Raw genomic sequence first — 25,006 nt, forward strand, 5'->3', positions numbered from 1 at the left:
TTATACTCACTTTTAAAAGAAGGTTTCCATGGAAAGGAAAAATATCTTAATCATATGTGGTGGTGGCTCTACTGAGCATGAGGTCTCTCTTCGCTCAGCAGCTTTCGTAAAAGAACAAGTGGCCCTCATCCAAGAACTCAATCCTATTGTCGTTGAAATGACAAAGTCAGGTGACCTCACTCTAAACGGTCAAAAAGTAAGCCTAAACGGACAAATTCTAGAAACAGCAACTGAAAGACCTTATATTAATTATGTCATTCCTGTTATTCATGGCCCTCCTGGAGAAACGGGAGAAATACAATGCTTTTTAGAAATGCATAAATTACCCTACTTTGGGCCTCGCCATGAAGGAAGTAGTATTTGTTTTAACAAAGTAACAACTAAATTATGGTTTGATCATTTAGGAATTCCAAACACACAATGGATGTCAATTCATAAAGACCTACCTTATGAGCGAAGTGAAGTTGTCGACTTCTTTGAAAAGTCGAATAACGACGTTTTTATTAAGGCCGCAAGTCAGGGCTCTTCAGTTGGCTGCTATCATGTAACAAGCAGAGAAGAATTAACTGATGCTATCAATAAGGCCCTAGAATATAGCGACGACATTCTTATTGAAAGAACACTTAAAGGACGTGAATTAGAGATTGCAGTATTCGAACAAGATGGAAATCTCCATGCTTCTAGACCAGGTGAAATCGTCAATGCAAATGATGAGTTCTATGACTATGAACAAAAGTATAGTGAACAATCAAAGGCCAAAACATTTGTTGAAGCACCGGGCTTAACAAATGAGCAAGTCTCTCAAATGCAAATCATTGCAAAGACAGCATTCAAGTGTCTCAAACTAAGACATCTCTCACGTATCGATTTTTTCTTAAGTGAAGGCAATATCTATTTAAATGAAATCAACACCTTTCCAGGTATGACAAGTATTTCGATGTTTCCGAAGATGCTGGAAAATACTGGACTAAAATTTAGCGATTTTTTAAAAGAGAAGATACTTAAAGAAGTTAGATAATTAAAAATACTCAAGGGTTAAAGATATGGAAATCAACTTAATTACAAAAAATAGCCACGAACATGCAAAAGAGAAACTTGCGACAATGTATGAGGATAACTTTACTTCAGCTGAGAAGAAGGAATATATTCCACATCACAAATTCTCTCAAGGCCCTTACCTTGCGATGGAGACAAACGACAAAAACTCGCCAGAATTCCTTCTTGATGCAGCTTCACAAATTGCAACACTTGGTCTTGGTTTTAATGCGACAGCACTCTTTGGTACAACAATGCATGAAAGTGCGTGGACTGGTAATTATCTTGATTCTACATTTATTGAAATAGCTGACTCATTCAAGGCCCTTCTAAGAGACAAGGCCGCAAATGAAAAACTAACACCTATCTTTGTCAATTCAGGTGCAGAAGCAAATGAGGTTGCTCTAATTATGGCCTACAAAAAAAGGGCGCACACAGAAGCAAACCAAATAATTGCGTTTGAAGGCAGCTTCCACGGCCGCTTCCTTTCAACTCTTTTTTCAACTTGGAACCCAAGCAAGCGTGAGCCTTATCAAATCGAAGGTCACGAAACGACATTTATTAAATACCCAGAAACCAAAAGTGATCAATTCATTATAGAAATCGATTCAGAATGGACAAAGCTATGGGAAAATCCATTTGCGCAAAACTTTGAAGCAAAACTTGCTAACTTTGAAAAAAATGCAGATGAGTTATTAAAATCAGAAATTGCATCTTTAAAACAACTTCATGAAGTACTAAAAGAGAATACACACTTTGCAATCCTAGTAGAGCCAATGCAATGTGAGGGTGGCGACCGCTACTCAACAAATCGCTTTCATGTGGCACTTAATCTACTTGTTAAGTCATACAAAGTGTCAGTTATCTATGACGAGGTTCAAACAGGCTTTGGACTAGGACGAGATTTCTTTTGGCACAGAACATTTGACCTTAAAGACTCACAAGGAAATCAACTAAACCCAGAATATATAACTTGTGCAAAGAAGGCCCAGAGTGGAATTGTTCTGACGGAAAATCCATGTTGGGAAAACAATGAATTTCAAACATCCTCTGTTATTAGAGGTTACTATCAAGCGATTGCTATTGATCAATTACGTTACAAAATCGCAGCAATTGAAGAGTATACAAGAACTAAGCTATCAGAACTTGTAAACAAGTGGGATCAACTTTCTTCACCAAGATGCTTTGGTGTTGCTTTTGCTTTTGACTTATCAGATTCAAAAGACATTGCTCCGTTTATTGGAAATCGCTTTGATCTAGGTCTACTCTATTATCAAGCTGGAGATAATACACTACGCTTTAGACTTAACACTGCCTGGACAAATGAAGATATTGACTATCTCTTTGATGCAATCGATGAAATTGCTAATCGTGTTTATAAAGGCAAATCAACTGAACTTAAATATAACCCTAAAACAAAAGTTAACTCTCCAAATGAATATCTATGGCATAATAAACTTGTTGAAGCCTTCAAGGGACAAGTACAAGACAAAGATGCATTTAGCTTTGCTCAAGAGTTTTTCAATAAAGAATTTAATTTAGAAATTATCAAAATTGATGGTGAAAACTTCGATTACTACAAGCATAAAATCGAAGAGATTCAACGTCATACTTACGAACCGACAAGACAAACAAGCATTGAAAAATTTAAGAAAATCGCTCATTGCGAGGATTCAATTGCGATTGCTCTACTAAGTGAAACAAAGCAATTAGTAGGTATTTCTTTCGCTGGTAAAATCTCTCACTTCCCACATGAAAGTGGACTAAGGCTCGTAAAGTATTTCAACAACCCTAAAACACTTTATATGTTGGATACAACTATTATAAATATGGAACAGTCTCAAGGAATGGGTAAGTATTTAAAGTATGCGCTAACCCTGCTTGCAAGTGCGAATGGGAATGATTATATCTACGGAAGAAATCGTGACATCCATGCGGGAGCAATGCTTGCAATCAATTGTTCTTTAGGTGCAATTATTGAGATGAGACTTAAAGAAAATTATCTGGATGATGAAGAACATCGAGACGTCATCATCTACCGTCAAAACCTTAAATGGAAAAGTGAAGACTTAAAATATTCAACTTCACCTATTTTAAATACAGCATCTTTCGAGAGTATGCCAACACTAGTTAACAAAGTATGTCTATCAAACTTTATCGACGAGAGTTTCATGGCAAATCTAAAAGAATTTAAAGAAGTTGTGCCAAAGGAACTACAACATTTTTTTACAGCAAGTGGGCATAGTGAATGCGTTGAAAAAATCTTCAAATCAATTTTAATCAAAAATCAAAAACAAAGAACTAAAGTAATCTCTTTTAATCACGACTACTTTGGTAAGCAAAGTTTTATGTCTGCTACTCTTTCTGGTGTCTTAGACTTCTACCCAAATACAAAAGTTGATACTCTAGGACAACTAAAAGAAAAACTTACAACGAAAGAGTACTTAGCGGTTTTCATTGGAGATCTTCTAGTTAATTTCTCTCACGACGAGCTGAAAGAAGTTATAAAAGTAGCACACGACAATGGAACTAAAGTTGTCTTCAATGAGAGTGTATACTTCCACAGTAAAAAGAAGCTCTTTTCAAAAGAGCATGGAATTATCCCTGACGCCAGTTATATTCATATTGCAGGACAGATCGGTATCTGTATGCTTCAAGAAGAAGTTTATGAATCAAGGCCTTTGATGATGATCTCAACATGGGATGGAGATGCTTACGCTCTTTCTCAAGCAGTGGCCTATCTAAAGTCGCCAGTACAGACAAGCAAAGAGTTTAAAATCATCAATGACTCTTCTTACAGTTTCACTCTAAAAGCGCCAAATATTTTTGGTAACCAAACAAGTAAGAAGTGGTATTTTACATGTTAATGACAGATTTAAATCTACCAATATTTAAGTACGATGCTAGTGGCCCATATGAAAATGGGCTAAAGCATGGTGAAGCTTTTAAAGAGGCAATCAAAGAATTAGTTGAAATCCGAACAAACCTCTTATTAAAAAGATCTCCTCACTTGAAAGATAAGCTTGATGAATTTGCACAACTCCAATTTGAAGAAACAATGAAGTTTGATGCTGCCCTTGCACAAGAGATTGAAGGAATAGCTAAAGGAAGTGAGACATCAGTTAGAGATATTATTATTCTCAACAATTATACAGACTTTAGAGACATTCAACTCGATTATGAAAATCAAGATGAAGGCTGTACATCAGTCTCTTATATTGATGAGACTAATAGTATTGCTGCTCAGACATGGGATATGCACCAAAGTGCGAAGAACTACCTCATGCTGATTGATATCGTTGATGAGACTAAAGGCACACGTCAGCTAATTTATACCGTTTGTGGATGCCTAGGGCTAATGGCGGTAAATAATCACGGGCAATTTATTGGCGTTAATAATATTAATGTCATTGATGGTGTTAATGGAATTATTTGGCCTGCACTTATTAGAAAAGTGGCCCAACAAAACAAACTAGAAGAAATTGGTAAACTTCTTATGAAAGCACCTATTACTTCTGGGCACAACTATTTAATTAGTGATGGTAAATCTGCCTATAACTATGAAATTACACCAACGCAAAAAGAGATATTAAATTCTGATCCAAAAGGTTTAATCTTTCATACAAACCACTGTCTTGGTGAAAAGATAAAAACAGTTGAAGATCAAAATAATATTAGTAAAACCACTCATGCAAGATTTAATCTGGTTGATAAATACAAAAATGAGATAAATGATGAAGCTTCCGTTATGAAGCTACTGATGTCCCACGACGGCCATCCCCTATCAATCTGTTCTCACTTTGCACCAGAAGGAGCAAAGGACCCATCTCAGACTTGCGGAGGGGCATTATTTAATTATCAGACTCAAGTATTTAAGGCCTGGAGAGGCTGTAAAAAATATGACACAAATTTTGAATATGTAGAAATTCATCTACCCCTAATTTTATGAAAAATTAGATTTTAAAGTGAGAGTTTATGGCCCACCTACCTTTTTTTCACACATGGACAAAACAAAACCAGGCCAAGAAAATCGACATCTACAAAACGTTTGAATGGGGCTACCTCACACCTGAAGGAAAGAAAATTTTTGACCTTTCCTCTGGTAGTTACCACCAATCGTTTGGTATTCGAAATAAGCAAATAGAAAGTGCTATGATCGATCAAATCCAAAATATGCCAATGGCCATTCCTAAGTGCCAATATAGTTTAAAAAACTCAGTGTCTCAAAAACTTCTAGACTTCATTGGAATTGATGGGCGAATTTTTTACACAACTTCGGGTGCAGAATCAAATGAAAATGCCATAAAAATGGCAAGACAAATAACAGGTCGACAATTCATTCTCTCATGTGAAACATCGTACCATGGTGCCACTTTAGGGGCCTTAGCTTTGACTGGAGATTGGCGCCGCGACGGTGCCGGTATCCCATCAAACTTTCATGCATTCATTCCTAATTTCTTTAATGACCCAGACTTAACTAGAACAAGAGAAACGATCAATAAAATAGGAAGCACTAATATCGCAGCTATCTGCCTTGAAGTAATAACAGGTGGAAACGGCGTATTTATCCCACCGCAAAGTTATTATGATGAACTTTCTAAGCTTTGCCAAGAAACAGGAATAAAGCTAATCCTAGATGAAGTTGTTTGTGGTTTTGGACGTACAATAACTAATTTCGGTTTTCAAAACTTCAAAAATCTAAGGCCTGACTTTATTACGCTTGCAAAGAATATCTCAGGAGGATTCTTTCCATTTGGAGCAGTTTTTGTTAGTGAAGAGAATGCATCATTCTTTGATGATAATACTCTAAGTTGTGGACTAACAAATGCAGGCCATCCAATTGGACTGCGTATACTTGATGAAATCCTAACATTAATTGAAGATCTAGATTTTATTAAAACAAGAGATAAGAACTTTCAATTGTTAAGTACATTTAAACAGCAGGTTGAAAATTCAAAATCTTTCTCTGGTGTAAGGCATATTGGTCTTCTTATGGCCATCGATCTTGATGATAATATTATTGAAACTAACCAATTATGGAATAAGTTAATCGATAATGGCATATTTATTAATATGACGAACCGATCACTTATACTTTGTCCGTACTTAAACTACTCTCCTATTGAGTTAGAAAATTGCTTAAATAAATTATTAAAAATAATCGAGGACTCACATGTACAGTAAAATATTTCCAAGTGCCAAAGAGGCGCTTAAGGATGTAACAAGCGGTTCAACAATTATGAGTGGAGGCTTTGGCCTTTGTGGAATCCCTGAAAACTCAATTAATCAATTAGCTCAAATGGAATTAAATGACCTAAAAGTCATCTCAAATAATATTGGGAACTCAGGGCGAGGCCTTGTGAAGCTTTTAAAAAAGAAAATGATTTCAAAAGGCTTCTGTTCTTATGTGGGAGGAAATCCCGACCTTGAGGCGGCCATGTTTGCAAACGAAATTGAAATCGAACTCGTACCACAAGGAACACTTAGTGAAAGAATTAGAGCAGCAGGAATGGGGATCCGTGCCTTCTACACACCGACAGGCTACGGAACCGAAGTGGCCGAAGGAAAAGAAGTAAAGAAGTTTGATCGTCCTTGTATTCTAGAAGAAGCTCTTTACGCAGACTTTGCAATTATCAAGGCCCAAAAAGCTGATCCATATGGAAATCTATGGTTTAAAGAAACTGCACGTAACTTTTCTCCTCTCATGGCCATGGCCGCAAAGACAACAATTGTTGAAGTTGAGGAGATTGTCGAGCTCGGTGATATAAGGCCTGAAGATGTCCATATCCCAGGCGTCTTTGTTCAACGTGTTTATCAAGGTACTGATTATGAGAATGCTATTGAATTCTTAAAAACGAGGGAGTCTTAGTTATGTGGACAAAAGAGCAAATGGCAAAGGAAGTAACGACTCTTTTCAAAGAGAATTCAACAATAAACTTAGGAATTGGCCTACCTACAATAATTCCATCACAGCTACCAAGGAATCATAGCTATATCATTCACAGTGAAAATGGCGTTCTTGGAGTTGGAGACAACCCAACAGAATCTGAAGTATCGGCAACATTAATAAATGCCGGTAAAGAAACGATTACTGTTGAAAAAGGAGCCAGCTTCTTTGATAGTTCCATGAGCTTTGGAATGATCAGAGGTGGCCATATCGATTTTTGTGTCCTTGGAGGCATGGAAGTTGATACGCAAGGATCACTTGCTAACTGGAAGATCCCTGGCAAGAAAATAACCGGAATGGGTGGCGCAATGGATCTAGTAAATGGTGCCAAAAATATCATTGTAATGATGAGACACTTCAGCAAAACTGGTGAGCCAAAACTTTTACCACAATGTAGTCTGCCACTTACAGGAAAGAGTGTTGTTGATTATGTTGTAACTGAATGCGGAAGTTTTAAAGTTGAAAATGAAAAATTTAAAGTTTTGAATTTAGCTGATGGAATAACAATTAAAGAATTAAATAAGAGTTTTGATAACGAAATTTTTGAATAAAAAAAGAGGGCCCTGCAACTGGCCCTCCATTTTTTCGGCTTCATGCCTATCTCTTGCTACGACATCCTGTCGATCAATTAAATTATAACGCACAATAATGAAAAAAGCAGAAAAAAAATAAATGGGTAAACATTTCCATTTAACAATAAGGACGTTTATAATTAAACGTAATCACAAAAACTTACGGGGAATAGATGAGTATTTTCAACAGGAATAAAGCGCCAAATAACAAACAAACTTTTACGTATTTTATTCCTTCTCCACCGGCCAGAACGACACCATATCAAGAAAAAGCATTTGATCAGGTAACTCAATTCTTAAACTCAAAAGAAATGGCCTATAATATTACCCACACAGCTGTTAATGAGAAAGGTCTTTGGATTATTGTCGAGATCTTTGGAAGACAAGAAGCTGTAACGAAAGTAATACAAGAGCTTAATGATTCATTTAATTCAAATAATATTGGAGCTAATGATCCAGAGCTTGAAATATATTACGAAGAGAATGAAGAGTTTCATAAAGATGACAATTACAAAGCTTAAAATGAATAGATTTAAAAATTTGATATTGCTAATACTAGCAACGACAGCAATAACTAGTTGCTCCGAGGTTGAAAAGAAACTCAATACATCACAAAGTATCAACCACACATGTCCAATTGTTGAAAAGAAAAATAATATTCTATTAGATAACGAAAAAAATGAACAAGAAGTTAGCAAGCTCATTAGTTCTAAATCTAGTAACTCTAGTTATCGCAATCAAATATTAAACTTTACGCTATCGCAACTTTACTTCGCACCACATGCGACGACACTAAACTCTCACACCCTACTCATTGCAAAGGTTGCAGGAAAAGAATTTTTTATCAATAGTATTCCACAGAAGCAAAATGATTTTGCCTTTATGAATGCTGTTTCTCAAATGGCCAAATTTTACAAAAAACCATTATCCATAAGATCAAGACTAAGACTAATTGAGAGTAACTTGAGTGAATATGTCTATGCTTCAAAGTCACTCGAACAATATATTAAAGATAATCAGGCAGAACTATTCAAAAACAAAGCTCTAAAGAGATTGTACTTTCGCGGGGCCCAAGGAGTTCGAGAAAACGAGCTATTTGCAAGACTTAGCTACCTAAAGAGACTTAACAAACTAACAAAGTACACAAAAAATCATAATAGCATCAGTAGTTACAACTCTAACTATCTGTTCAGAAGAGGTAACTATAGCTGTTCATTTGACTCTAAATTACATGACTCAAAAATGGCGATTTTAAAGAGGCCTAAAAAGTCATACTACAATACATTCTCTCATTACAAAGATAAGAATAACTACGTTATTGGTGTGACAAGTTCCCTCCCAGAAATTGGAGACTCAATTGGAGATGTTCTTTTATCAAATTTTGAAAATGATAATTACACAGCACTATGTATAAGTGAGCAGAATCAAGGTAGAAGATACCTTCTTTTAATGAATGGCATTACTTATAATGCTCAAGTCTTAACCGAGCTTATTAATAATTTACCTCAGGTTGCAAATGCTCAAGACTATATGAATACAAAAAGATCACTTGTCCTTCAAAATCCAAAAAGAACAATTTCCGAAATCTATGGAGTGACACAAAATGAGCAGGGCACTGCTCAATACTATACTCCAGCGCTTGGAAATCTTACGATACTTGAGCTTAACAATGGATTAAGTACTTACAAAGATCCTAGAAATGGTCAACTTACATGCAAGTAACACTAAACGGCAAGGCTTCACAAAAGTCTTGGACATTGCCTGTTAATGAAGCTGACATGAACTTAACAGTACTTGAGTTCTTAAGAAGTAAGGAAATACCAGTGGCCTCAAGCTGTAATGGAGAGGAAGTGTGCAGACTCTGTATCATTAATGATGACCTATTAGCTTGTGCCCTACTAGTCAAAGATATCATTCAAAAGTATAATTCAATTATTACTATTTCATATTTATAAACTTTAAAAAGGGAAAAACTATGCGTTATTTATCATTCGATATTGAAGCTACAGGATTAGAAGAAAAAGACTTAATCATCGAATTTGCAATGGTTCCCTTTTGTGCAAAAACAAAAACAATAAATAAAGAACTAAAAAAACACTTCTATATAAAGTGCCCTAGCTTTGAAGAGCTCAAGCCTAATTTAAATCAATGGGTCATTGATCACAATAAAGAATTAATCGATAAGGCCCACACTGACGGCCTAACACTCGAAAGTTTCAAGCAAGAACTTATTAACTATTTTGAGTCTGAAGAAGTTAAAGATTATTTTGGAAATAAGAAAGTTACATTATTTGGTAAGTCCATGAGTGCAATAGATCTACCATTCATGACTAGAGACCTTGGTTGGGACTTTATGAGAAAATACTTTGAACACCGCCAACTCGACCTCTCATGTATTGCTTACGGCCTAATTGATATGGAATTAATACCAGCTGAATGTGAATCGGGCTCAAAGCTTATGAAGTTTTTAAATATGGGAGATGTTGCCCATACAGCACTTGAAGACGCAGTTAACACTGCACTAATGTACTTTAAGTTATTAGATCTAGTGCTTGTGAAAAAACTCTAATGGGTCAAAGGCCTTAGAGTCGTGTCTAATCTCAAAGTGTAAGTGGTCACCTGTTGACTTACCAGTATTACCTACTGCTGCAATCACCTGGCCACGAGCAACCTTTTGGCCTTTTCTTGTGTAATTTTTATGATTATGTGCATAGATAGTAAAAAACCCGCCAACATGTGAAACAACAGTAATATTCCCGTAACCAGACTTACGTCCACTGAAGACTACAACACCTGCATCAGCTGATACAACATAAGTTCCCTTGCGAGCTGCAATATCAATCCCTTCATGTGGTCTCCCCCAACGATGTCCATAGCCAGATGTTACACGATTAGATGAAGGAACCGGCCAAAGAAAACGAGAACTCTTGCGAAGTTTTTGATAATTGATTGAAGAGATTGTTCTACCTTCAACTCGATTATAAAGAATTCCATTTTTATAAGGTAGAAAAATAGTATCACCCTTCTTAAAAGCGGCACCCTTATTAAATTCTTCAATTTGCCATTGTGGAATATTAAAAATATCTGCCAGTTTCTCAGCATTATAATTATCTGTTAGCTTAATATAGCGGCCATTTTTAAGGGTCGTACAACTAAGTATCGTCAGTAATGTCGCAAGAAATAGCAATGACTTCTTCATTTGTCCTCATTCGTTTAAATCTTAAATGAGGACAAATTTAATCAACTAATAGAAATTACTTGGAAATTTTTGCCGCCCATTCATGGAATACATCGGACGAAAAATTCAAAAGGTTTAGGAAAGAAAACGAAATATTTCCGTTCATGATCGCATGGTGATCTGAAGTAGTGTCAGGATCGATCTCTAAAGGCGATCCACCAATCCAAAAATACTGGCGGCCCATTTGATCTATCCTTTCATACACTTCCTCACTGTATCTTCTCATTTGAGGAGTTGTCCAAACGATTTCACCGACGTCATTGGCCGACACATTTGGTACATTAATATTTAAAAGTGAGCACTCTGGCATTTCTAAAAGCGTATCGGACTTATCTTTTACTAAGCTTCTAACGATCTCAGCGGCCGTCTGAAAGTGTCTGACCTCATCATTTGATCTCATTACTGTTGAAACAGCAATGGCCCTAATTCCTTGAAATACGGCCTGCCTTGCGGCACCGACAGTTCCTGAATAATAGATATCTTGTCCAAGATTAGCACCATGGTTAATTCCTGAAATAACAAGGTCTGGCCTAAAGTCTAAAACAGAATTAATTCCAATTAAAACGCTATCAGCAGGGTAACCATTACAACTAAATGTATAGTCATTTATTTTTTCGACTCTAATTGGATCGTGAAGAGTTAGGGCCTGGGAAGTCGCTGAGCGCTCTTTATCTGGAGCAACAATGGCAACATTGGCAATATCTTTTAGGCTTTCATAAAGACACTGAATTCCTTCAGCAGAGTATCCATCATCGTTTGAGAGTAAAATATTCATAGATTATTTATTCATCAAAAGCTATTAAATAGCAAGGGCCTTTATCGTAGCGCCAAAGTATTCTGACAACTTAGGAACATCGATATTACGATAGCATCGTTCAACTTGTGATGAAATCTCATACTTAAGATAGTCAGGGTCAAGTTGCTCAATAATTCCGATTGAAAGGTTTGAGTCCCAATTTAACTTAATACCTATCTCAAACTTCTCATTCTTAGTGGCCATCACTTTTGTATAGAAATTCACAATAAAAGCATTAAGCTGGCCTTGATCTGCCATACGATGAATATCTTCATATGAGAAAACAACACTTTGACATAAGTGAGATTGTATCTTTTCGTAAACTTGAGAATCTGAAATATCGAAAATAATAGAAAATGGTCTACCGGCCCTCTCCAATTCTTCTTTAGAGTGCAGTCCACTTTGGCCGTAGTTTATTCTAATATTAGGATGTATTTTTGAGACTTGTTCAATGACCAAATCAATAATAACTGGAGAATCGTTTTCAAAGTGAAGTTCAACAATATCTTCAAGTTTAAGCAGAGACTCTCTTAAAAGCTCTTCAATGACATAACCCTGAATGAAGTTAAAGCTTCTTGGCCTAAAGTCAAAACCATAGACTCCCTTTGCCATTTCATTGGCAAATTTAAAACCTCTTTTATCGTATATACCTTCAAGTACAAATCTCATCTTAATAATTCTACATGAAAAACTTATTCATTGCTTGAAAGAGGATATTATTGCATGAAGTCCCTACAGACTCTGGATGAAACTGCATTGTTAGAAAGTGATTAGGCCTATATGCCATTAATAATTCATTGTGTTTATCAAAGACAAACTGAGTTTCACTTCCCCAGCTACCCGAGTAATAACATCCACTATCAATTTGTAATGTTAAAGAGTTATATCGCTGAAGCTTAGCTCCCAAGAGAACCTCCCTATCAACTTCACTAAAACAATCAAATAAAATTTGGCCCTCTCCTATCTCCATCTCAACTGTTTGGCCATGCATCGGCCTAGAGCTTCTCACAACTTTTAACTCATCAAACAAGTGAAGAATTATTTGGTGCCCAAGACATATACCGATAAGTCGTCTTGCTTTTTGTAGCTCAGCTTTAAAATCAATCTTCGAATCTTTAAACAGTTTTAAATACTCATCAGGATGACCAGGACCAGGGCCGAGCACAACAAGATTATTTTTAAGATAATGAGTGATATTTGAAGGCGAAAGTTTTCGAAAGTTAATAACTTCGATTTCAAAGTCAAATTCACTAAAGTAAGAAAGTATATTATTTGTAAAACTATCTTCAAAGTCGATAAAGACTAGCTTCACAGAGTTACCCCAAAGACAGAGTCAAAATTCTTAGCGTTATAATTGATAAGAATTTTTAACGAAATCGACTGATCGAGGTTTAGCTTATTATTAACGAACTCATCTTTTTGCCTATATTCAATATCAAATACCCAACAATTATTTAAAGGATTATATCGAGTACCAAGATAGGACTCATAAACTCTTTCAAGTTCAAAATCGTAATAATAACCTGTTCTAAATGAAAAGATGTCGTTCAACTCAAAGTCCACATCAATCGTAAAGTATCGACGATCTTCAGAAAATGAATCATAATTAAACCCAAGCTCATACTGAAACCTTTTTAAATCGTGTCTCATACTTAATGAAGTGATATGTTTACTCTCCGTATGGAAGTAATACTCCGAGAGGTTTAATGAAAAATTGTTAAGATTTAGTCCACTTAAGATGGCAAGCCTTGTTAATCTATCATCTGTATCTGTTGCTGCCTCTTCGTTATCTTCAAGGATTAGACCCTGTGAGATATTAAAATACGCAATCTTTGAATATTCATAATTATCAAGTTGATAATTGAAGTTCTTAAACATCTGATAATTAGGCCTAGGTGTTTTCTTCAATATATTATTATTAAATACTAATTCAATCGTATTAGACTCAGGCAGGTCAGTTCGAGTAGATACATCTTGAAGAGTATTATTTCGACCTCTAATAATATCTCTTTCATCAAAACGTCCATTATCCTCAAGAAGAGCGAACTGATCACCAAGTCTTTCGTTACCACGATATTTTTGAGCATTATAATAAAAGTGATTAATACCAAACTTAAGACTATGCTTATAAGAAGAACGATATAATTTTCTTACGTCTAACTCTTCACTTTCTGAGCGAGGAATTTTAGCAATTAAATTTCTCTCTGTATCTTCAATAAGAACAGGCTTAACGATCTCTTCTTGGATATAAGCGCGGCCGTAAACTTTTTCAATATCTACCCACATTGATGTATTGACGTAGTTCCCATACTTGTACCCATTCTGTTTCTCAGTATTTTCAGTTGGAAGAACATAGTATTGAGCATCAAGACCTGATTCCATTTTTATATTAATATGTGAAATAGGTCTTAAGACAAATTCTAAAGATGGATTATAATCGAAACGCTGAATATTTCTATAATATAAGTTTTCATTCACAACATCTTGTTTGAAATAATCAAATTTTAAATTTTGATAAAAGTTAATTTTAGATAGAATACCTTTCGAATTAAAAATATTAAATGGCCTGTGACCTACACCAAGGGTTGCTGTATTTTGAACATAGTCTGTATCAAAACCTTCGGGGTCACTAAAGATACTATTACTCATAAAGCTTGAGTATAAGTTTGCAATAACAGAGTCTCCCATATAGTCAGTAGAAAGACGTGATCCCTTCTCACTTCCCATATAGATATTTTTTTCAAAATACTCTTCATAGTCACTTTGAATATCTAGATCTGTTAGGTATGTAGAGTTTGCCCAGAATGATAACTTATTATTTGGATGATAGAAATAATTAAGCTTGTAGGCTCCTCTGATTTCATCTTTTCCACTAGGCTCAAGATCTAGCTTTCCGGGTTGCCAAATTTTATCATTTACAGTTTTTCCATCAAATTCAATATTAGAGTATTTACCAAGATTATTTCTATATTCAACAGCTAATCCATTTCCACGCTTTCCAAAAACAGTAGGAGAAAATGTAGCGTCACTATTATCATTAATGGCCCAAAAAATTGGCTGCTTGAAATAAAAGCCTTCATCAAAATCAAGGCCGATCGTTGGAAATAAGAGTCCTGACTCCCTCACCTTTCTGATTGGCAGTGAAACATATGGAATATAAACAATGATTACACCATTAATTTTCACAAAAGCATGCTTTAGGCTAATATAATCATCTGGAACAACTGTCACTTCTTGACCTTGAATACTCCAAGACTCAGGACAATCCTTACAAGTTGTAAACTCAGCTTCAATCGCTTTAAAGACACCACTATCATGGCGAACGATTTCCTTCCCTCTTAAAACAAAGTTTTCATCAACTAGTTTTGCATTCTTAACAGAAAACTCTGCCTTTTGTAGAGAGTATGAAATTTGTGTTCCATAGAGATTAAACTTTGGCCCAGCATAACGTACATTCCCCCAAATTTTTCCAACTTTTGTCGCTAGAGAGATACTGGCCTTTTCACCGTAGATCGTATCAGTTCCAAGTTTGATAATAACATTACCATGTGCCTCATATGAGTTATCACTACTTTTACGATAAGCTTTATCAGAAAGAATTTGGACTTCATCATTTTCACCAAAGGCCAAAACCTTTGGAGTGTCTGCGTAGATATTAGCTTGAATACTTAGAACGAAGATACTTTTGCATACAAGCGATAAAGTAATAAGAGCCCACAACAAGTATTTTGTTGGAACCAGATCTAAGAGATTCGATATTTGATTGTTTTTTTGCGTCAATTTCCTCATTAGTACTTAATATTGTATCGAGAAAATTGTGCAATTCATACACTTTTGTGCCTGTCTTTAAGTTTTGTTGAAGTGTTTCTTTACTAAGGGCCCTTTCGTGCTCATAGCTTAAAACATTAATGGACTTAATAACACAAGGGTAAGTTTCGTATAGCTTTAGCGTGGATTTTATCTGGGCCTCTCTTCCAGAAGAAAAGCTTATGAGAACATCATATGTCTCTTGTCCTTGGCAATCTGAAATACTTTTTAATAACTCTTTATGTCCTAGTTGATTGTGGGCTCCAACAAAAACAAAACCTCTACCTTCAACACTCATGCGATCCCAGCGTCCAGGCGTTAGAGGCCACTCAATCTTAGAAATAACTTCTTCATCTAGCTTTTTCCCAGTCGACACCTGATAGAGAGCTATTGCCATTTGTCTATTCTTCTCAAAGTAAGGCAAATCCTTTTGTTGAGTGACAGAAGCTAAAGCAATATCATCACGTCCACACCATTGAGATAAAATATCTTTTAGAAAAGTTTGCTCTACATTTTCAAACAGCTTTCCACCCATACGTGTTATACCGTATTTCTCAAATAAAATTTCTTTTAAAGTGCTACCCAAAATTTCTGTATGATCTAAACCGATAGAAGTTATCGCAGCAACAGGTCTTGTAAAAATATTTGTTGCATCAAAACGTCCCCCAAGGCCAACCTCGAGTATAACAAAATCAGTTTCATGCTTAAGAGCAAATTTTATAAAAAGTACAAATAAGGCTTCATAAAAAGATAGCTTGAGATCTTTTATAACTTCTTCATGCTCATTAAGTAATGCAGTTAACTCATCAATTGAAATATTATTTTCATTTAATTTAAATCGTTCAGTGATTGAAAGAACATGAGGAGAGGTCCACAAACAGCTCGTGAAACCAGCTCTCTTATAAAGGTAGCTTAAGCTATGGCAAGTTTCACCTTTTCCATTTGTCCCACCGACAATAATAACCTTAGATCGCGACTCAATGACACGTCTATCATGAATAAGAAAGTTTCTGATGTGATCAAGTTTTGGTCTAAAACTCTCCTTGCCACATAGTTGAGTTAGACGTGTAAGAAACGTGTTTTCTAGTTTTTGACAATGGAAAGTATCTGTATTTTTCACGGCAAGAGATATCTCACGAAATAAAAAAATTGACTATAAAAATCTCTTAAAACTTATAGCTCTTATTTTCAGAACCAAGGATATTAATTCGGCCACCTCCATTAATAGCATCAATTTCTTTCGTTAGCTGATCTAAGTAATTTGGCTTTAAATGCCCTAAGTAAATAGGAATATCCTTAGGCATCTTTTTGATTTCAAGGCCCATTGTCTCAGCAGTATGGTGGCGACTATCTGTCGCTAGTTGAAGGTATGAATTAGGAAAGCTCACTTCTGAAAAGATCGCTTTAATATTATTAATTGTCTTGGCCTTTTCCCAAATAGCATCTGTTGGACCTGTATCCTGTGTAAAGATAATGGCACAGTCATTCTTTTCAATAATAAAGCCCAGAGAGCCAGCGAAGTGATTAACCTTGACCGCATGAACAGTATACTCACCAATCTTTTTCGTTTCTCCACATTCAATATTTGAAAACTTTAAAGTAGGATCACTTTCGGTTGGCAGTTTTGTAAAGTCCGGCCAAATCTCGTCATTTAATAAATGCTTTTGAATATTTGATTGTACTTCGTTGGAAGTCCAAATATAAAATGGCTTACCTTTTAAACCAAAACAATTATCGGCCAGAAAAGCCAAATCAGAAATATGATCAAGGTGAGAATGTGAAATAAGAATATTATCTATCTCAGTTTGTTCTTTTACACTTATACCTGTTGCAATTGATCCTGCATCAATTAATAATTTATCATCCACTAAGTACGATGTTGCTCGACACTGTGGAGAGACCCCACCGTGGCCTCCAATGACTTTAACGATCATTCTAACTCCAATTTATTTAATTTTAACTTGGATTAGAAATTTTTACTAGTAATAAGACACTGGAAAAAAAGGATTATTTAGAAGTAAGCTCTTGATATATATCTTGTGTCTTTCGATTAGTTATTTTTGCCAGTAATTTTGCAAGATTTTTTGGCGTCTGCTTGCCAAGGTAGTTTTGTGCTAACTTCTCAAACTCTTCACTAGAAGCGGTATTTGCCCCTTCTAACTTAGGCCAAGAAATAACAAGAACAAACTCTCCCTTTGCATTAACCATTTCTTCTTCAAAGTCCTTCGCACAAAAACGAACACACTCTTCAAACTTCTTTGTCAACTCACGACAAACACTTACTTGTGCCTCAGGAAACTCTTGCGACAGCTGCTCGAGAGTACCATGAACACGATGAGGAGATTCAAAAAAGAGAGACGTTACATTTGCTTGGTAAGCTTGCTGAAACTTTGTTGAAATCTCACCTTTTTTTCGTGGTAGGAATCCATAAAAACAAAATGGATTTGGGGCCATTCCACTTAACTCAAGAGCTACAGTAACAGCACTTGGTCCTGCAACCGATGTTACTTCACCACCTTCTTTAATAAGCTCTTTCACTAGAATATGTCCAGGATCAGAGATAATCGGACTACCTGCATCTGAAACAAGAATTGGCATCTGTGCAGTTTTAATTAATCCAAGAAAGTATGGAAGATTATCTTGAGAGTGATCATTGAATGAGACAACTTTCAAATCTGAACGCTCTATCTCCAATTTTGATAAAAGAGAGCGAAAAACACGAGTATCTTCAGCAAGAACAAGATCACAATCTCTAAATGCCTGACGCATATTCTCGGTTATGTCTCCAAGGTTTCCTATTGGTGTTGTTACAAGTGTTAGTCTCAAACTCAATCCTAATTTTTAATGATTCTCTTTATTTATAACTTACATAAGAAATAACTTCCATCTAAAATCTTAATGCGCCATGCGTTACAATAATTATTAGATGCTGTTATTTTGTAGAAGAAGGAGTTTAAATGACAATGCAAGCAAGAGTACGTACAGATTCAACAGGAAATATCACTGTTCATATCGAAGGTGGAATGGATTATGAAAATATCATTCCTCTTAAGCAGGAGTTAGCAACAATCACTAACACTCACCCTACTTCATTAATCACTCTTGACCTAACGGCCCTTAATTTTGTTGGCTCGTCTGGAATAGGTGTATTTGTAGATACAATTAAGGCCTTAAATAAAAGACGTGACCAAGTTAGACTTTCAAATGTTGCGCCAGAGTTTTTAAAAGTATTTAAAATCTACAATTTTGATGCAATGGAAATCCTAATTAACGAATTCGAAACTGACGATACTGAACTTTCACAATTTTATGGTCAGAAGAAGCGTACTTTTCAGAACTGATAATTTAAAAGATTCACATAAAAATCTTGGCCTGGGCGTTCTTGTTTAAAACCAATTTCGGCCGGGCCTTCTAAAGAGAAGCCATCTTGATTAATTGAGCCTTGATAATTGTAACCACCACCGCCTTGGAAGCGAGAATCCTGATAAGGACTATCATTCGTATCAGGGTAGTAGTAATTTTCCTGACTTGGTTGCATACGATTATTCTTTCTATACTCATGACTTCCAACAATATAACCACCAAAGATTAAGCCAGCATAAAGTCCAAGAGATGCACCAATCGCAACAGAGCGGCCAGAAGAACCGAATGCCATTGCAGCAGTTCCAAGAAGCGCCCCACCAACAGTTCCATATCCTGCATTTAATGCGACAATTTTCACACGAGGATCCATGTCTGCTTTAGCTTGAAAGCTAGTAAAAGTTGTTGAAATAAAAAGAGTAATTAAGAATAATTTTTTAACCATATGAAAATTGTAAAAGAAGGCCTCGTTCGATGCAAGGTAAATGTTGTTCAAACTAGCGACACTGTGCACGATATTTCAAAGTATGAAGAGATAAAATGAGCGCTATTTAACAATCTTTGCTTCTGAGTATTAGTCATGAAGCCACTGGACTTTACTTCAAAAAGCCTAATTAAAAACTCTCCATTATACTTATAGATCCCAGCAATATCGACTTGGCCACATCCCAGACGACGCAGCATCGTAGGACAAATCAAAAGAGGAACAGATTCGCCGTGAACAATGCGAGACTTTTCAATCTCTAATGAGATACCTTTAACAATTTTCTTGCGTGACAAATTCTTTTACCCCTTTAAATGATTTACGATGAATCGGGGTAATACCATATTCTTGAATGGCATTGCGATGGACGGCGGTAGGATATCCAGCATTTTTTTCAAATCCGTAATGAGGATACTTCTTAGCTTCTTTAATCATAATGTGATCACGACATACTTTCGCAATGATTGACGCCAGACCTATTAGTGACGACTTTGAGTCACCTTTAATGATTGGGTGAATCTCTTTAATTCTCTTAGATGAAAATGGAAACTTCCCATCTACTAGAACTACAGATTTTGAATCACAAAGAAGACTGTGGCAGCTTTTTTTCATCCCTAGTAAGCTTGCCTGAAAAATATTAAGTTCATCAATTTTCTTAGGAGTAACTTTCTCAACACTATATTCAAATAATTCATGTTCATTTTTTTTCAAAAACTTTTGAACACCTAATTGATCAAGGATACTCTCCATCTTCTTGAGTGTTAACTTCTTAGAGTCTGTTACTCCAACTGACTTAAGTGTTTCAATTAGAGTATCTAAGTTAGCTATCGATACCTTAACTGCACATGTAACAACAGGTCCAGCAAGAGGGCCTCTGCCAACTTCATCAGTTGCTAAGATAAATTTATGATCTGTAATAAATTGATTTTCAAACATAGCTTAAAAAAGAAGGCCCACTATAAAGCGGGCCTCTTTATGACTTAAATAGTTTTTTAAATTACTTTCTATCGTAGTCAATTGCGATACGTGCAGATTTACCTGAACGATCTCTTAGGTAGTAAAGCTTAGATCTTCTAGATTTACCTCTTTGAACGATCTCAATCTTTTCTACGTTTGGTGAATGGAATGGGAATACCCTTTCAACACCAATTCCAGAAGAAACTTTTCTAACTCTGAAGTGACCAGATAGTTTACCTTCTTCTTTCATTGCAATAACTACACCTTGGAAAATCTGAATACGAGATTTCTGACCTTCAGTGATTCTTGCGTGAACAGCAACAGTATCCCCAGTTTTGAAAGTTGGGAAAGACTCTACATTTGCGTTCTTGTAATTTTCATTTACAACGTCTACTAAATTCATTACGAACTCCTACAATAACGTTTTGAACTTCTCAGAGGACCAACACAGTGTTGTTCTTAAGCAAATTCTATTTCAAAGTCTCAGAGGCGCTATTCAGTCGATCTAAATAGATGGCAACTGCCGAGCGAACAGACAAGTGATTATATCCATCTGCACTTCCACCAAAAATTGGCTCAAGCGCGAAATGTGCCCGTTCGAGTACTTGTGCGTGAAGACCCCATCCTGTACCAAATAACAGGAAGATAGGCTTTTTGTCAAGGCGCGCATTATTGATCAGGTCGGTTTCTACACCGTTATTTGAATCAAAATTTGCTCCAGTAACACAAACTAAAGGCTCAACACCTTCTATCTCCTTGATTTTATTAATCCCTTCTTCAACAGAGTTTACTAGGCGCGCAATGGCAAGTGCATCCTGACGATCAGGATTATAAACACCAGCATCATCTTCTTCCCAGTGCCCAAGGATTCGATTAACTAACTTATGTTGGGCCTCAAGTGGCGTCACAATAAAGTAGTTCTTAATTCCAAATGTACGACAGCTTCTAGCAATATCGTGAATATCAAGATTAGTTACAGAAGTCGTAACAATATCATCTCTTTTATTTTTAATTGGGTGGTGTACTAGTCCTAGATAAATATTATCTTTCATCTTTAAGTATATCCTTAATCTTTATTTCTCATATAGGCTTTATATAAATCTGGCCTATACTTCTTAGTGTATTCTAATTTTTTACTATGATTAAATTCATCAATCAATTTATGGTTTCCCTCTAACAAGACATTAGGAACCTTCATACCATTAAACTCGGCCGGTCTCGTATAAACCGGTCCTTCAATTAGCCCATCCTCAAAAGAATCAAGAATTGCACTATCTTCATTACCAAGAGCTTTTGGTAAAAACCTCATCATGGCATCAACAATAGTCATGACGGCCAACTCTCCACCAGATAGAACATAGTCCCCTAGCGAGATCACTTTTGTTACATACTGAGATATGAAGCGCTCATCAATTCCCTCATAGCGGCCACAGATAAAAACATATTGCTTATTATTCTGTTGAAAGCCTTTGGCCAATTGTTTTGCTTCTTCGTTATCAAAAACATCCCCACGAGGAGAAGTATATATTATCTCTAACTGAGACTTATCAAGCGACTGCGTCTCTAGGATATGGTTAATTCCACGCTCTAATACATCAGCGCGAATTACCATACCAGGGCCTCCACCATACGGTGCCCCATCAACGCCTTTAAAACTCTTAGGCGAGAAGTCTCCAAGATAAAGAGTATTAAACTCAACTTCATTTCCTAGAAACTTACCAATTACGCCACTATCTTTGAAAGCAGCGAAAAATTGTGGAAATAATGTTAAAACCCAAACTTTATTCATTACATTAGATGTGGAATATAGCATTCCACACGATTCTCTTCTAAATTAACTAATTTAACAAAATGATCAACAAATGGGATATCCACATGCTTTCCATTAACTTTTGTGACGAGAACAATATGAGCACCATTATCGAAGTACTTCACAACTTTGCCAACAATATCTTCTTTCTCTAAGTCATAGACATCTAGGCCCACAATATCCGACATATAGAACTCGTCTTCATCTTCAATATCTGGAAAAATATCACGACTCACATAGATTTCAAAAGGAAGCATCTCTTCAGTAATATTGCGATTATCAACACCACTTAAATAAGCGATCACTTTATTACCAAAAGAGATTGTCTTAATTTCTTTTTCTTCACCATCTTTACTAATTTTACTTCCACTTAGAGGCATGGCCATAAACGTCGAGCCATTTCCAAGAACGCTATTAACCTTATTTTCAAGGTTGAATACAAACGCTCCCTTAATTCCATGGGGCCTAGTTGCTGTACCAAGTAAAACCATATTTTCTAAATTTTTCTTCATGATGCCTTATACCATGACCTCTTCATTAAATCATCATTATATTTTTCAGGTATTTAACTTGCCATTCTTATTAGCTATCGTTTTAATATTTATATTAGATTATTTATTCATGGAGAGAATTATGAAAAAACTAATGACAGTTGCAGCTTCTCTAGTTGCAATTCCAACAATCGCGGCGACAGCAACAATTGATGCGCCAACAATTTATGGAAAATTAAACAGAGTTGCACTTTACACTGACAACGAAAACTCAAACAGAACTTCTTTTTCAGGTTTTGTTGACGTTGACTCTTCTGAGTCTAGACTTGGAGCTAAAGGAAAATGGGGAGTTGAAGGAATTGAAGGTACTTACGTACTAGAAATGGGTCTTAACTCAACTAAGGGAAATGCTGGTAATGACTACAGAATCAGAATGAGACAAGCAGCAATTGGAGCGAAGACTTCATTTGGTACTTTCAAAATGGGGCAAACATATACTCCACTTGATTATGTAATGCTTAAGTCTGATCCACTTAGCTCAACAGTAGCTTCAATGGCAGGTTCTGATACAAGTGCAAGAATTGATGGTGCTGTATCTGGTGGACTAGGGTTCAGATACCGTGCAAGAACAGATATGTTCTCATATGAAACACCAAGCATGGGTGGTCTTACAATAGCTCTTTCAACTGATCGTGGAAATGGTAATGACAACACTCCAACTGGTAACTACGGTGATACTCACTACTCAGGTCTTTTAAGATACCAAAGAAAGATGGATAAGGTTGATCTAGACCTTTACGCTGGTTATGACCAATGGGCAAGTGCTGCAACTGAAGATAGTAACTATACACTAGCAGGTGTAAACCTTGGAATGGGAAGCTTCAAAATCAACCTTGGTTATAGTATTGAGAATAATGATACAACTGCAGCTGATAACGAAATCGATCGTATTCTTGCTGGTATCACTTATATGCTAAACAAAAATGTTTTCACAGTAACATACCAAAACCGTGACGAGAAAGATCTTAATAATGACTACACTCAAATTGCAGCTCACTACAGATATATGTTTAATAAGAATATTGACTTCAATATCACTTACCTAACATACGAAGTTGATGCTGGTGCGACTCAGAATGATGCATCAATGGCAGCAGCTGGTGTTCAATTAAAATTCTAATTTTTCAAATTAGTTAAATACTTTAAGGCCCGCTAAAAAGTGGGCCTTTCTTTTTCAAAAAATATCACTATAATAACCATATGAAATCTGATCAAATTAACTCAATTGCCATCATGCGAACTTCGGCCCTCGGGGATATCATTTGGACCCTGCCAATGCTCAATCGTATTCGTAAAGCTTACCCAAATGCTAAAATCTACTATATTACAAGCAATACCTTTGCTCCCCTAATAGAAGGCATTGAAGATATTGAACTTATAAAAATAGACAAGCCAAAGAAGTTAAAGGATTACTTCAAATTAAAGAGAGTATTTGCTCCTTATAATTTTGATGTACTTCTTTGTACTCAGGCAAACTTAAGAATTAACTTTATCTATCCTTTTATAAAAGCAAAGAGAAAGATTGGTTTTGACTCAAAAAGAGGACGTGACCTCCAAAAAGTCTTCACCTCTGAATCAATCCCTTTCAAAAAAGAGCACTCTGTTAATGCTTTTCTTGGATTCAGTGATTATTTAGGTATCGATTCAAAAGAAATTGAGTTTAACCTTCCTTATAAAAAAGAAGAAGTTTCACAGCTTCCTTCAGAAAAGTTTATCGTTATCCACCCGAAGGCATCTTCTCTTCAGAGAACATGGCCTACAAAAAGCTATATCGAGTTAACAAATCAAATTGAAGAAAACTTAAAGCTTCCTATCGTTCTTACAGGTATTCCAAGCGATAAGGATATTTGCGATTCCATTGAAAAAGAGTCAAAAGCTAACATAATTAACCTTTGCGGAAAAACATCTTTAAATGAACTAAAGAATGTATTTTTAAAATCAAAAATGGTTATCGCACCAGACTCAGGCCCTGCCCACATGGCAGCTGCTTTAAACAGGCCAGTAATAGGTCTCTATACGGCGGTTCCTCCAGAATATACTGGACCATTCGGACAAATAGATAATTGTGTAAATGCCTATCCTAGAGCTCTAGAAAAGTACTTCCACAAGTCTCCAAATGAAGTTCCATGGCGCTTTCGTGTAAAAGAAGATGATATGATGAACTTAATAAGCGTTGAAGAAGTCTTCGATAAAGTTTCTTCTATCCTGTAGTTCATACAAAATAAAAAGAAACGAGTAATCCTTAAAGTAAGGATCGACAATGTCATATTTAATTTAATCTTAAAAAAAGGCAAAAAAAAAGCCAGATCATTGACCTGGCTTTTTATATAGAAGGTGCATCTTCCTAGTCTCACACCAAGTTACCCTGGCACTACCTTCGGCGCAAGCGGGCTTAACTGCTGAGTTCGGGATGGTATCAGGTGTTTCCCCGCCGCTATCGACACACCAA

The 25,006-nt window shown here is 36.0% G+C and carries 28 protein-coding genes and 1 rRNA gene; 13 read left to right on the top strand and 16 right to left on the bottom strand.

The genetic code is table 11. The features are described 5' to 3' along the window. The first annotated feature begins 28 nt into the window (after window positions 1–28). The 10 genes from ABMA76_RS13815 to ABMA76_RS13860 all read left to right on the top strand — a co-directional run bounded on the left by ABMA76_RS13815 (window position 29) and on the right by ABMA76_RS13860 (window position 10,123). Entirely contained in the window at window positions 29–1,018 is a 990-nt protein-coding gene (locus ABMA76_RS13815) for a D-alanine--D-alanine ligase (protein ID WP_392911991.1), read from the top strand. Window positions 1,019–1,043: 25 nt separating this feature from the next. Next, a complete protein-coding gene (locus tag ABMA76_RS13820; RefSeq protein ID WP_392911993.1) occupies window positions 1,044–3,902 on the top strand; it encodes an aminotransferase class III-fold pyridoxal phosphate-dependent enzyme in 2,859 nt (952 codons plus the stop codon). After that, window positions 3,902–4,984 (top strand): C45 family autoproteolytic acyltransferase/hydolase, encoded by a 1,083-nt coding sequence (locus tag ABMA76_RS13825; RefSeq protein WP_392911995.1) that lies wholly within the window; start codon window positions 3,902–3,904, stop codon window positions 4,982–4,984. Before ABMA76_RS13820 ends, ABMA76_RS13825 begins: the two co-directional genes overlap by 1 nt. Before the next feature lie 26 nt (window positions 4,985–5,010). After that, window positions 5,011–6,219: an aminotransferase class III-fold pyridoxal phosphate-dependent enzyme gene (locus ABMA76_RS13830; protein WP_392911997.1), complete on the top strand. Its 1,209-nt coding sequence runs from the start codon at window positions 5,011–5,013 to the stop codon at window positions 6,217–6,219. After that, the gene (locus ABMA76_RS13835; RefSeq protein ID WP_392911999.1) at window positions 6,209–6,904 is read left to right on the top strand and encodes a CoA transferase subunit A; all 696 of its coding nucleotides are present in this window, start codon (window positions 6,209–6,211) and stop codon (window positions 6,902–6,904) included. The genes ABMA76_RS13830 and ABMA76_RS13835 overlap by 11 nt, the downstream gene beginning before the upstream one ends. Window positions 6,905–6,906: 2 nt before the next feature. Continuing rightward, window positions 6,907–7,533: a 3-oxoacid CoA-transferase subunit B gene (locus ABMA76_RS13840; protein ID WP_392912001.1), complete on the top strand. Its 627-nt coding sequence runs from the start codon at window positions 6,907–6,909 to the stop codon at window positions 7,531–7,533. 194 nt (window positions 7,534–7,727) lie between these two features. Beyond that, window positions 7,728–8,075: a hypothetical protein gene (locus ABMA76_RS13845; protein ID WP_392912003.1), complete on the top strand. Its 348-nt coding sequence runs from the start codon at window positions 7,728–7,730 to the stop codon at window positions 8,073–8,075. Window position 8,076: 1 nt separating this feature from the next. Then, window positions 8,077–9,276 carry a hypothetical protein gene (locus tag ABMA76_RS13850; protein WP_392912004.1) on the top strand — a complete coding sequence of 400 codons (1,200 nt, stop codon included), beginning with the start codon at window positions 8,077–8,079 and terminating at the stop codon, window positions 9,274–9,276. Continuing rightward, window positions 9,267–9,509, top strand: a complete 243-nt coding sequence (locus ABMA76_RS13855) for a hypothetical protein (protein WP_392912006.1) — start codon at window positions 9,267–9,269, stop codon at window positions 9,507–9,509. Before ABMA76_RS13850 ends, ABMA76_RS13855 begins: the two co-directional genes overlap by 10 nt. 20 nt (window positions 9,510–9,529) lie before the next feature. Then, entirely contained in the window at window positions 9,530–10,123 is a 594-nt protein-coding gene (locus ABMA76_RS13860; protein ID WP_392912008.1) for an exonuclease domain-containing protein, read from the top strand. Here the strand turns inward: ABMA76_RS13860 and ABMA76_RS13865 are convergent. The 8 genes from ABMA76_RS13865 to rsmI all read right to left on the bottom strand — a co-directional run bounded on the left by ABMA76_RS13865 (window position 10,100) and on the right by rsmI (window position 18,221). Continuing rightward, entirely contained in the window at window positions 10,100–10,753 is a 654-nt protein-coding gene (locus ABMA76_RS13865) for a M23 family metallopeptidase (RefSeq protein ID WP_392912010.1), read from the bottom strand. The genes ABMA76_RS13860 and ABMA76_RS13865 overlap by 24 nt on opposite strands. Window positions 10,754–10,808: 55 nt before the next feature. Further along, entirely contained in the window at window positions 10,809–11,567 is a 759-nt protein-coding gene (gene surE / locus ABMA76_RS13870; RefSeq protein WP_392989082.1) for a 5'/3'-nucleotidase SurE, read from the bottom strand. A gap of 24 nt (window positions 11,568–11,591) precedes the next feature. Beyond that, on the bottom strand, window positions 11,592–12,257 hold the full coding sequence (locus tag ABMA76_RS13875; RefSeq protein ID WP_392912014.1) for a hypothetical protein: 666 nt from the start codon (window positions 12,255–12,257) through the stop codon (window positions 11,592–11,594). A 10-nt stretch (window positions 12,258–12,267) separates the two neighbouring features. After that, entirely contained in the window at window positions 12,268–12,900 is a 633-nt protein-coding gene (locus tag ABMA76_RS13880) for an aminodeoxychorismate/anthranilate synthase component II (RefSeq protein ID WP_392912016.1), read from the bottom strand. Then, window positions 12,897–15,308, bottom strand: coding sequence for an LPS-assembly protein LptD (locus ABMA76_RS13885; RefSeq protein ID WP_392912018.1), 2,412 nt, complete (start codon window positions 15,306–15,308; stop codon window positions 12,897–12,899). Before ABMA76_RS13885 ends, ABMA76_RS13880 begins: the two co-directional genes overlap by 4 nt. Continuing rightward, window positions 15,244–16,515: a hypothetical protein gene (locus tag ABMA76_RS13890; protein WP_392912020.1), complete on the bottom strand. Its 1,272-nt coding sequence runs from the start codon at window positions 16,513–16,515 to the stop codon at window positions 15,244–15,246. Before ABMA76_RS13890 ends, ABMA76_RS13885 begins: the two co-directional genes overlap by 65 nt. A gap of 46 nt (window positions 16,516–16,561) precedes the next feature. After that, entirely contained in the window at window positions 16,562–17,329 is a 768-nt protein-coding gene (locus tag ABMA76_RS13895; protein WP_392912022.1) for an MBL fold metallo-hydrolase, read from the bottom strand. A gap of 73 nt (window positions 17,330–17,402) precedes the next feature. Then, the gene (gene rsmI / locus ABMA76_RS13900) at window positions 17,403–18,221 is read right to left on the bottom strand and encodes a 16S rRNA (cytidine(1402)-2'-O)-methyltransferase (protein ID WP_392912024.1); all 819 of its coding nucleotides are present in this window, start codon (window positions 18,219–18,221) and stop codon (window positions 17,403–17,405) included. Window positions 18,222–18,352: 131 nt separating this feature from the next. Here rsmI and ABMA76_RS13905 point away from each other — a divergent pair, with 131 nt between their 5' ends. After that, window positions 18,353–18,736, top strand: coding sequence for an STAS domain-containing protein (locus ABMA76_RS13905; RefSeq protein ID WP_021267371.1), 384 nt, complete (start codon window positions 18,353–18,355; stop codon window positions 18,734–18,736). Here the strand turns inward: ABMA76_RS13905 and ABMA76_RS13910 are convergent. From ABMA76_RS13910 to rimM, 7 genes are all read right to left on the bottom strand, one after another. Next, window positions 18,727–19,200, bottom strand: coding sequence for a hypothetical protein (locus tag ABMA76_RS13910; RefSeq protein ID WP_392912026.1), 474 nt, complete (start codon window positions 19,198–19,200; stop codon window positions 18,727–18,729). The genes ABMA76_RS13905 and ABMA76_RS13910 overlap by 10 nt on opposite strands. Window positions 19,201–19,247: 47 nt before the next feature. Further along, the gene (locus ABMA76_RS13915) at window positions 19,248–19,535 is read right to left on the bottom strand and encodes a hypothetical protein (RefSeq protein WP_392912028.1); all 288 of its coding nucleotides are present in this window, start codon (window positions 19,533–19,535) and stop codon (window positions 19,248–19,250) included. Beyond that, window positions 19,513–20,175, bottom strand: a complete 663-nt coding sequence (locus ABMA76_RS13920; protein ID WP_392912030.1) for a ribonuclease HII — start codon at window positions 20,173–20,175, stop codon at window positions 19,513–19,515. The genes ABMA76_RS13915 and ABMA76_RS13920 overlap by 23 nt, the downstream gene beginning before the upstream one ends. A gap of 61 nt (window positions 20,176–20,236) precedes the next feature. Next, window positions 20,237–20,599 (bottom strand): 50S ribosomal protein L19, encoded by a 363-nt coding sequence (gene rplS / locus ABMA76_RS13925; protein ID WP_392860242.1) that lies wholly within the window; start codon window positions 20,597–20,599, stop codon window positions 20,237–20,239. A 67-nt stretch (window positions 20,600–20,666) separates the two neighbouring features. Next, on the bottom strand, window positions 20,667–21,248 hold the full coding sequence (locus ABMA76_RS13930; RefSeq protein ID WP_392912032.1) for an RNA methyltransferase: 582 nt from the start codon (window positions 21,246–21,248) through the stop codon (window positions 20,667–20,669). A 14-nt stretch (window positions 21,249–21,262) separates the two neighbouring features. Further along, window positions 21,263–21,985 (bottom strand): tRNA (guanosine(37)-N1)-methyltransferase TrmD, encoded by a 723-nt coding sequence (trmD, locus tag ABMA76_RS13935; RefSeq protein WP_392912034.1) that lies wholly within the window; start codon window positions 21,983–21,985, stop codon window positions 21,263–21,265. Next, window positions 21,985–22,518: a ribosome maturation factor RimM gene (rimM, locus tag ABMA76_RS13940; protein ID WP_392860237.1), complete on the bottom strand. Its 534-nt coding sequence runs from the start codon at window positions 22,516–22,518 to the stop codon at window positions 21,985–21,987. Before rimM ends, trmD begins: the two co-directional genes overlap by 1 nt. 121 nt (window positions 22,519–22,639) lie before the next feature. On the opposite strand from rimM, the gene ABMA76_RS13945 reads away from it, so the two are divergent. Next, on the top strand, window positions 22,640–23,677 hold the full coding sequence (locus tag ABMA76_RS13945) for a porin (protein ID WP_392912036.1): 1,038 nt from the start codon (window positions 22,640–22,642) through the stop codon (window positions 23,675–23,677). A gap of 80 nt (window positions 23,678–23,757) precedes the next feature. Beyond that, the gene (locus ABMA76_RS13950; protein WP_392912038.1) at window positions 23,758–24,768 is read left to right on the top strand and encodes a glycosyltransferase family 9 protein; all 1,011 of its coding nucleotides are present in this window, start codon (window positions 23,758–23,760) and stop codon (window positions 24,766–24,768) included. A 120-nt stretch (window positions 24,769–24,888) separates the two neighbouring features. Here the strand turns inward: ABMA76_RS13950 and rrf are convergent. Then, a 5S ribosomal RNA gene (gene rrf / locus ABMA76_RS13955) occupies window positions 24,889–25,005 on the bottom strand. Window position 25,006 lies beyond the last annotated feature (1 nt).

Origin of the sequence: Halobacteriovorax sp. ZH5_bin.2 (assembly GCF_043196375.1) — a bacterium.
GTDB lineage: Bacteria > Bdellovibrionota > Bacteriovoracia > Bacteriovoracales > Bacteriovoracaceae > Halobacteriovorax_A.

Coding starts and splice junctions, on each gene's coding strand:
- ABMA76_RS13945 (WP_392912036.1), top strand. CDS start 22,640: ATGAAAAAACTAATGACAGTTGCAGCTTCTCTAGTTGCAATTCCAACA.
- ABMA76_RS13895 (WP_392912022.1), bottom strand. CDS start 17,329: ATGATCGTTAAAGTCATTGGAGGCCACGGTGGGGTCTCTCCACAGTGT.
- rplS (WP_392860242.1), bottom strand. CDS start 20,599: ATGAATTTAGTAGACGTTGTAAATGAAAATTACAAGAACGCAAATGTA.
- ABMA76_RS13910 (WP_392912026.1), bottom strand. CDS start 19,200: ATGGTTAAAAAATTATTCTTAATTACTCTTTTTATTTCAACAACTTTT.
- ABMA76_RS13820 (WP_392911993.1), top strand. CDS start 1,044: ATGGAAATCAACTTAATTACAAAAAATAGCCACGAACATGCAAAAGAG.
- ABMA76_RS13920 (WP_392912030.1), bottom strand. CDS start 20,175: ATGTTTGAAAATCAATTTATTACAGATCATAAATTTATCTTAGCAACT.
- ABMA76_RS13875 (WP_392912014.1), bottom strand. CDS start 12,257: ATGAGATTTGTACTTGAAGGTATATACGATAAAAGAGGTTTTAAATTT.
- ABMA76_RS13840 (WP_392912001.1), top strand. CDS start 6,907: ATGTGGACAAAAGAGCAAATGGCAAAGGAAGTAACGACTCTTTTCAAA.
- ABMA76_RS13855 (WP_392912006.1), top strand. CDS start 9,267: ATGCAAGTAACACTAAACGGCAAGGCTTCACAAAAGTCTTGGACATTG.
- ABMA76_RS13860 (WP_392912008.1), top strand. CDS start 9,530: ATGCGTTATTTATCATTCGATATTGAAGCTACAGGATTAGAAGAAAAA.
- surE (WP_392989082.1), bottom strand. CDS start 11,567: ATGAATATTTTACTCTCAAACGATGATGGATACTCTGCTGAAGGAATT.
- ABMA76_RS13825 (WP_392911995.1), top strand. CDS start 3,902: ATGACAGATTTAAATCTACCAATATTTAAGTACGATGCTAGTGGCCCA.
- ABMA76_RS13815 (WP_392911991.1), top strand. CDS start 29: ATGGAAAGGAAAAATATCTTAATCATATGTGGTGGTGGCTCTACTGAG.
- ABMA76_RS13950 (WP_392912038.1), top strand. CDS start 23,758: ATGAAATCTGATCAAATTAACTCAATTGCCATCATGCGAACTTCGGCC.
- ABMA76_RS13850 (WP_392912004.1), top strand. CDS start 8,077: ATGAATAGATTTAAAAATTTGATATTGCTAATACTAGCAACGACAGCA.
- trmD (WP_392912034.1), bottom strand. CDS start 21,985: ATGAATAAAGTTTGGGTTTTAACATTATTTCCACAATTTTTCGCTGCT.
- ABMA76_RS13865 (WP_392912010.1), bottom strand. CDS start 10,753: ATGAAGAAGTCATTGCTATTTCTTGCGACATTACTGACGATACTTAGT.
- ABMA76_RS13905 (WP_021267371.1), top strand. CDS start 18,353: ATGACAATGCAAGCAAGAGTACGTACAGATTCAACAGGAAATATCACT.
- ABMA76_RS13930 (WP_392912032.1), bottom strand. CDS start 21,248: ATGAAAGATAATATTTATCTAGGACTAGTACACCACCCAATTAAAAAT.
- rimM (WP_392860237.1), bottom strand. CDS start 22,518: ATGAAGAAAAATTTAGAAAATATGGTTTTACTTGGTACAGCAACTAGG.
- ABMA76_RS13835 (WP_392911999.1), top strand. CDS start 6,209: ATGTACAGTAAAATATTTCCAAGTGCCAAAGAGGCGCTTAAGGATGTA.
- ABMA76_RS13845 (WP_392912003.1), top strand. CDS start 7,728: ATGAGTATTTTCAACAGGAATAAAGCGCCAAATAACAAACAAACTTTT.
- ABMA76_RS13830 (WP_392911997.1), top strand. CDS start 5,011: ATGGCCCACCTACCTTTTTTTCACACATGGACAAAACAAAACCAGGCC.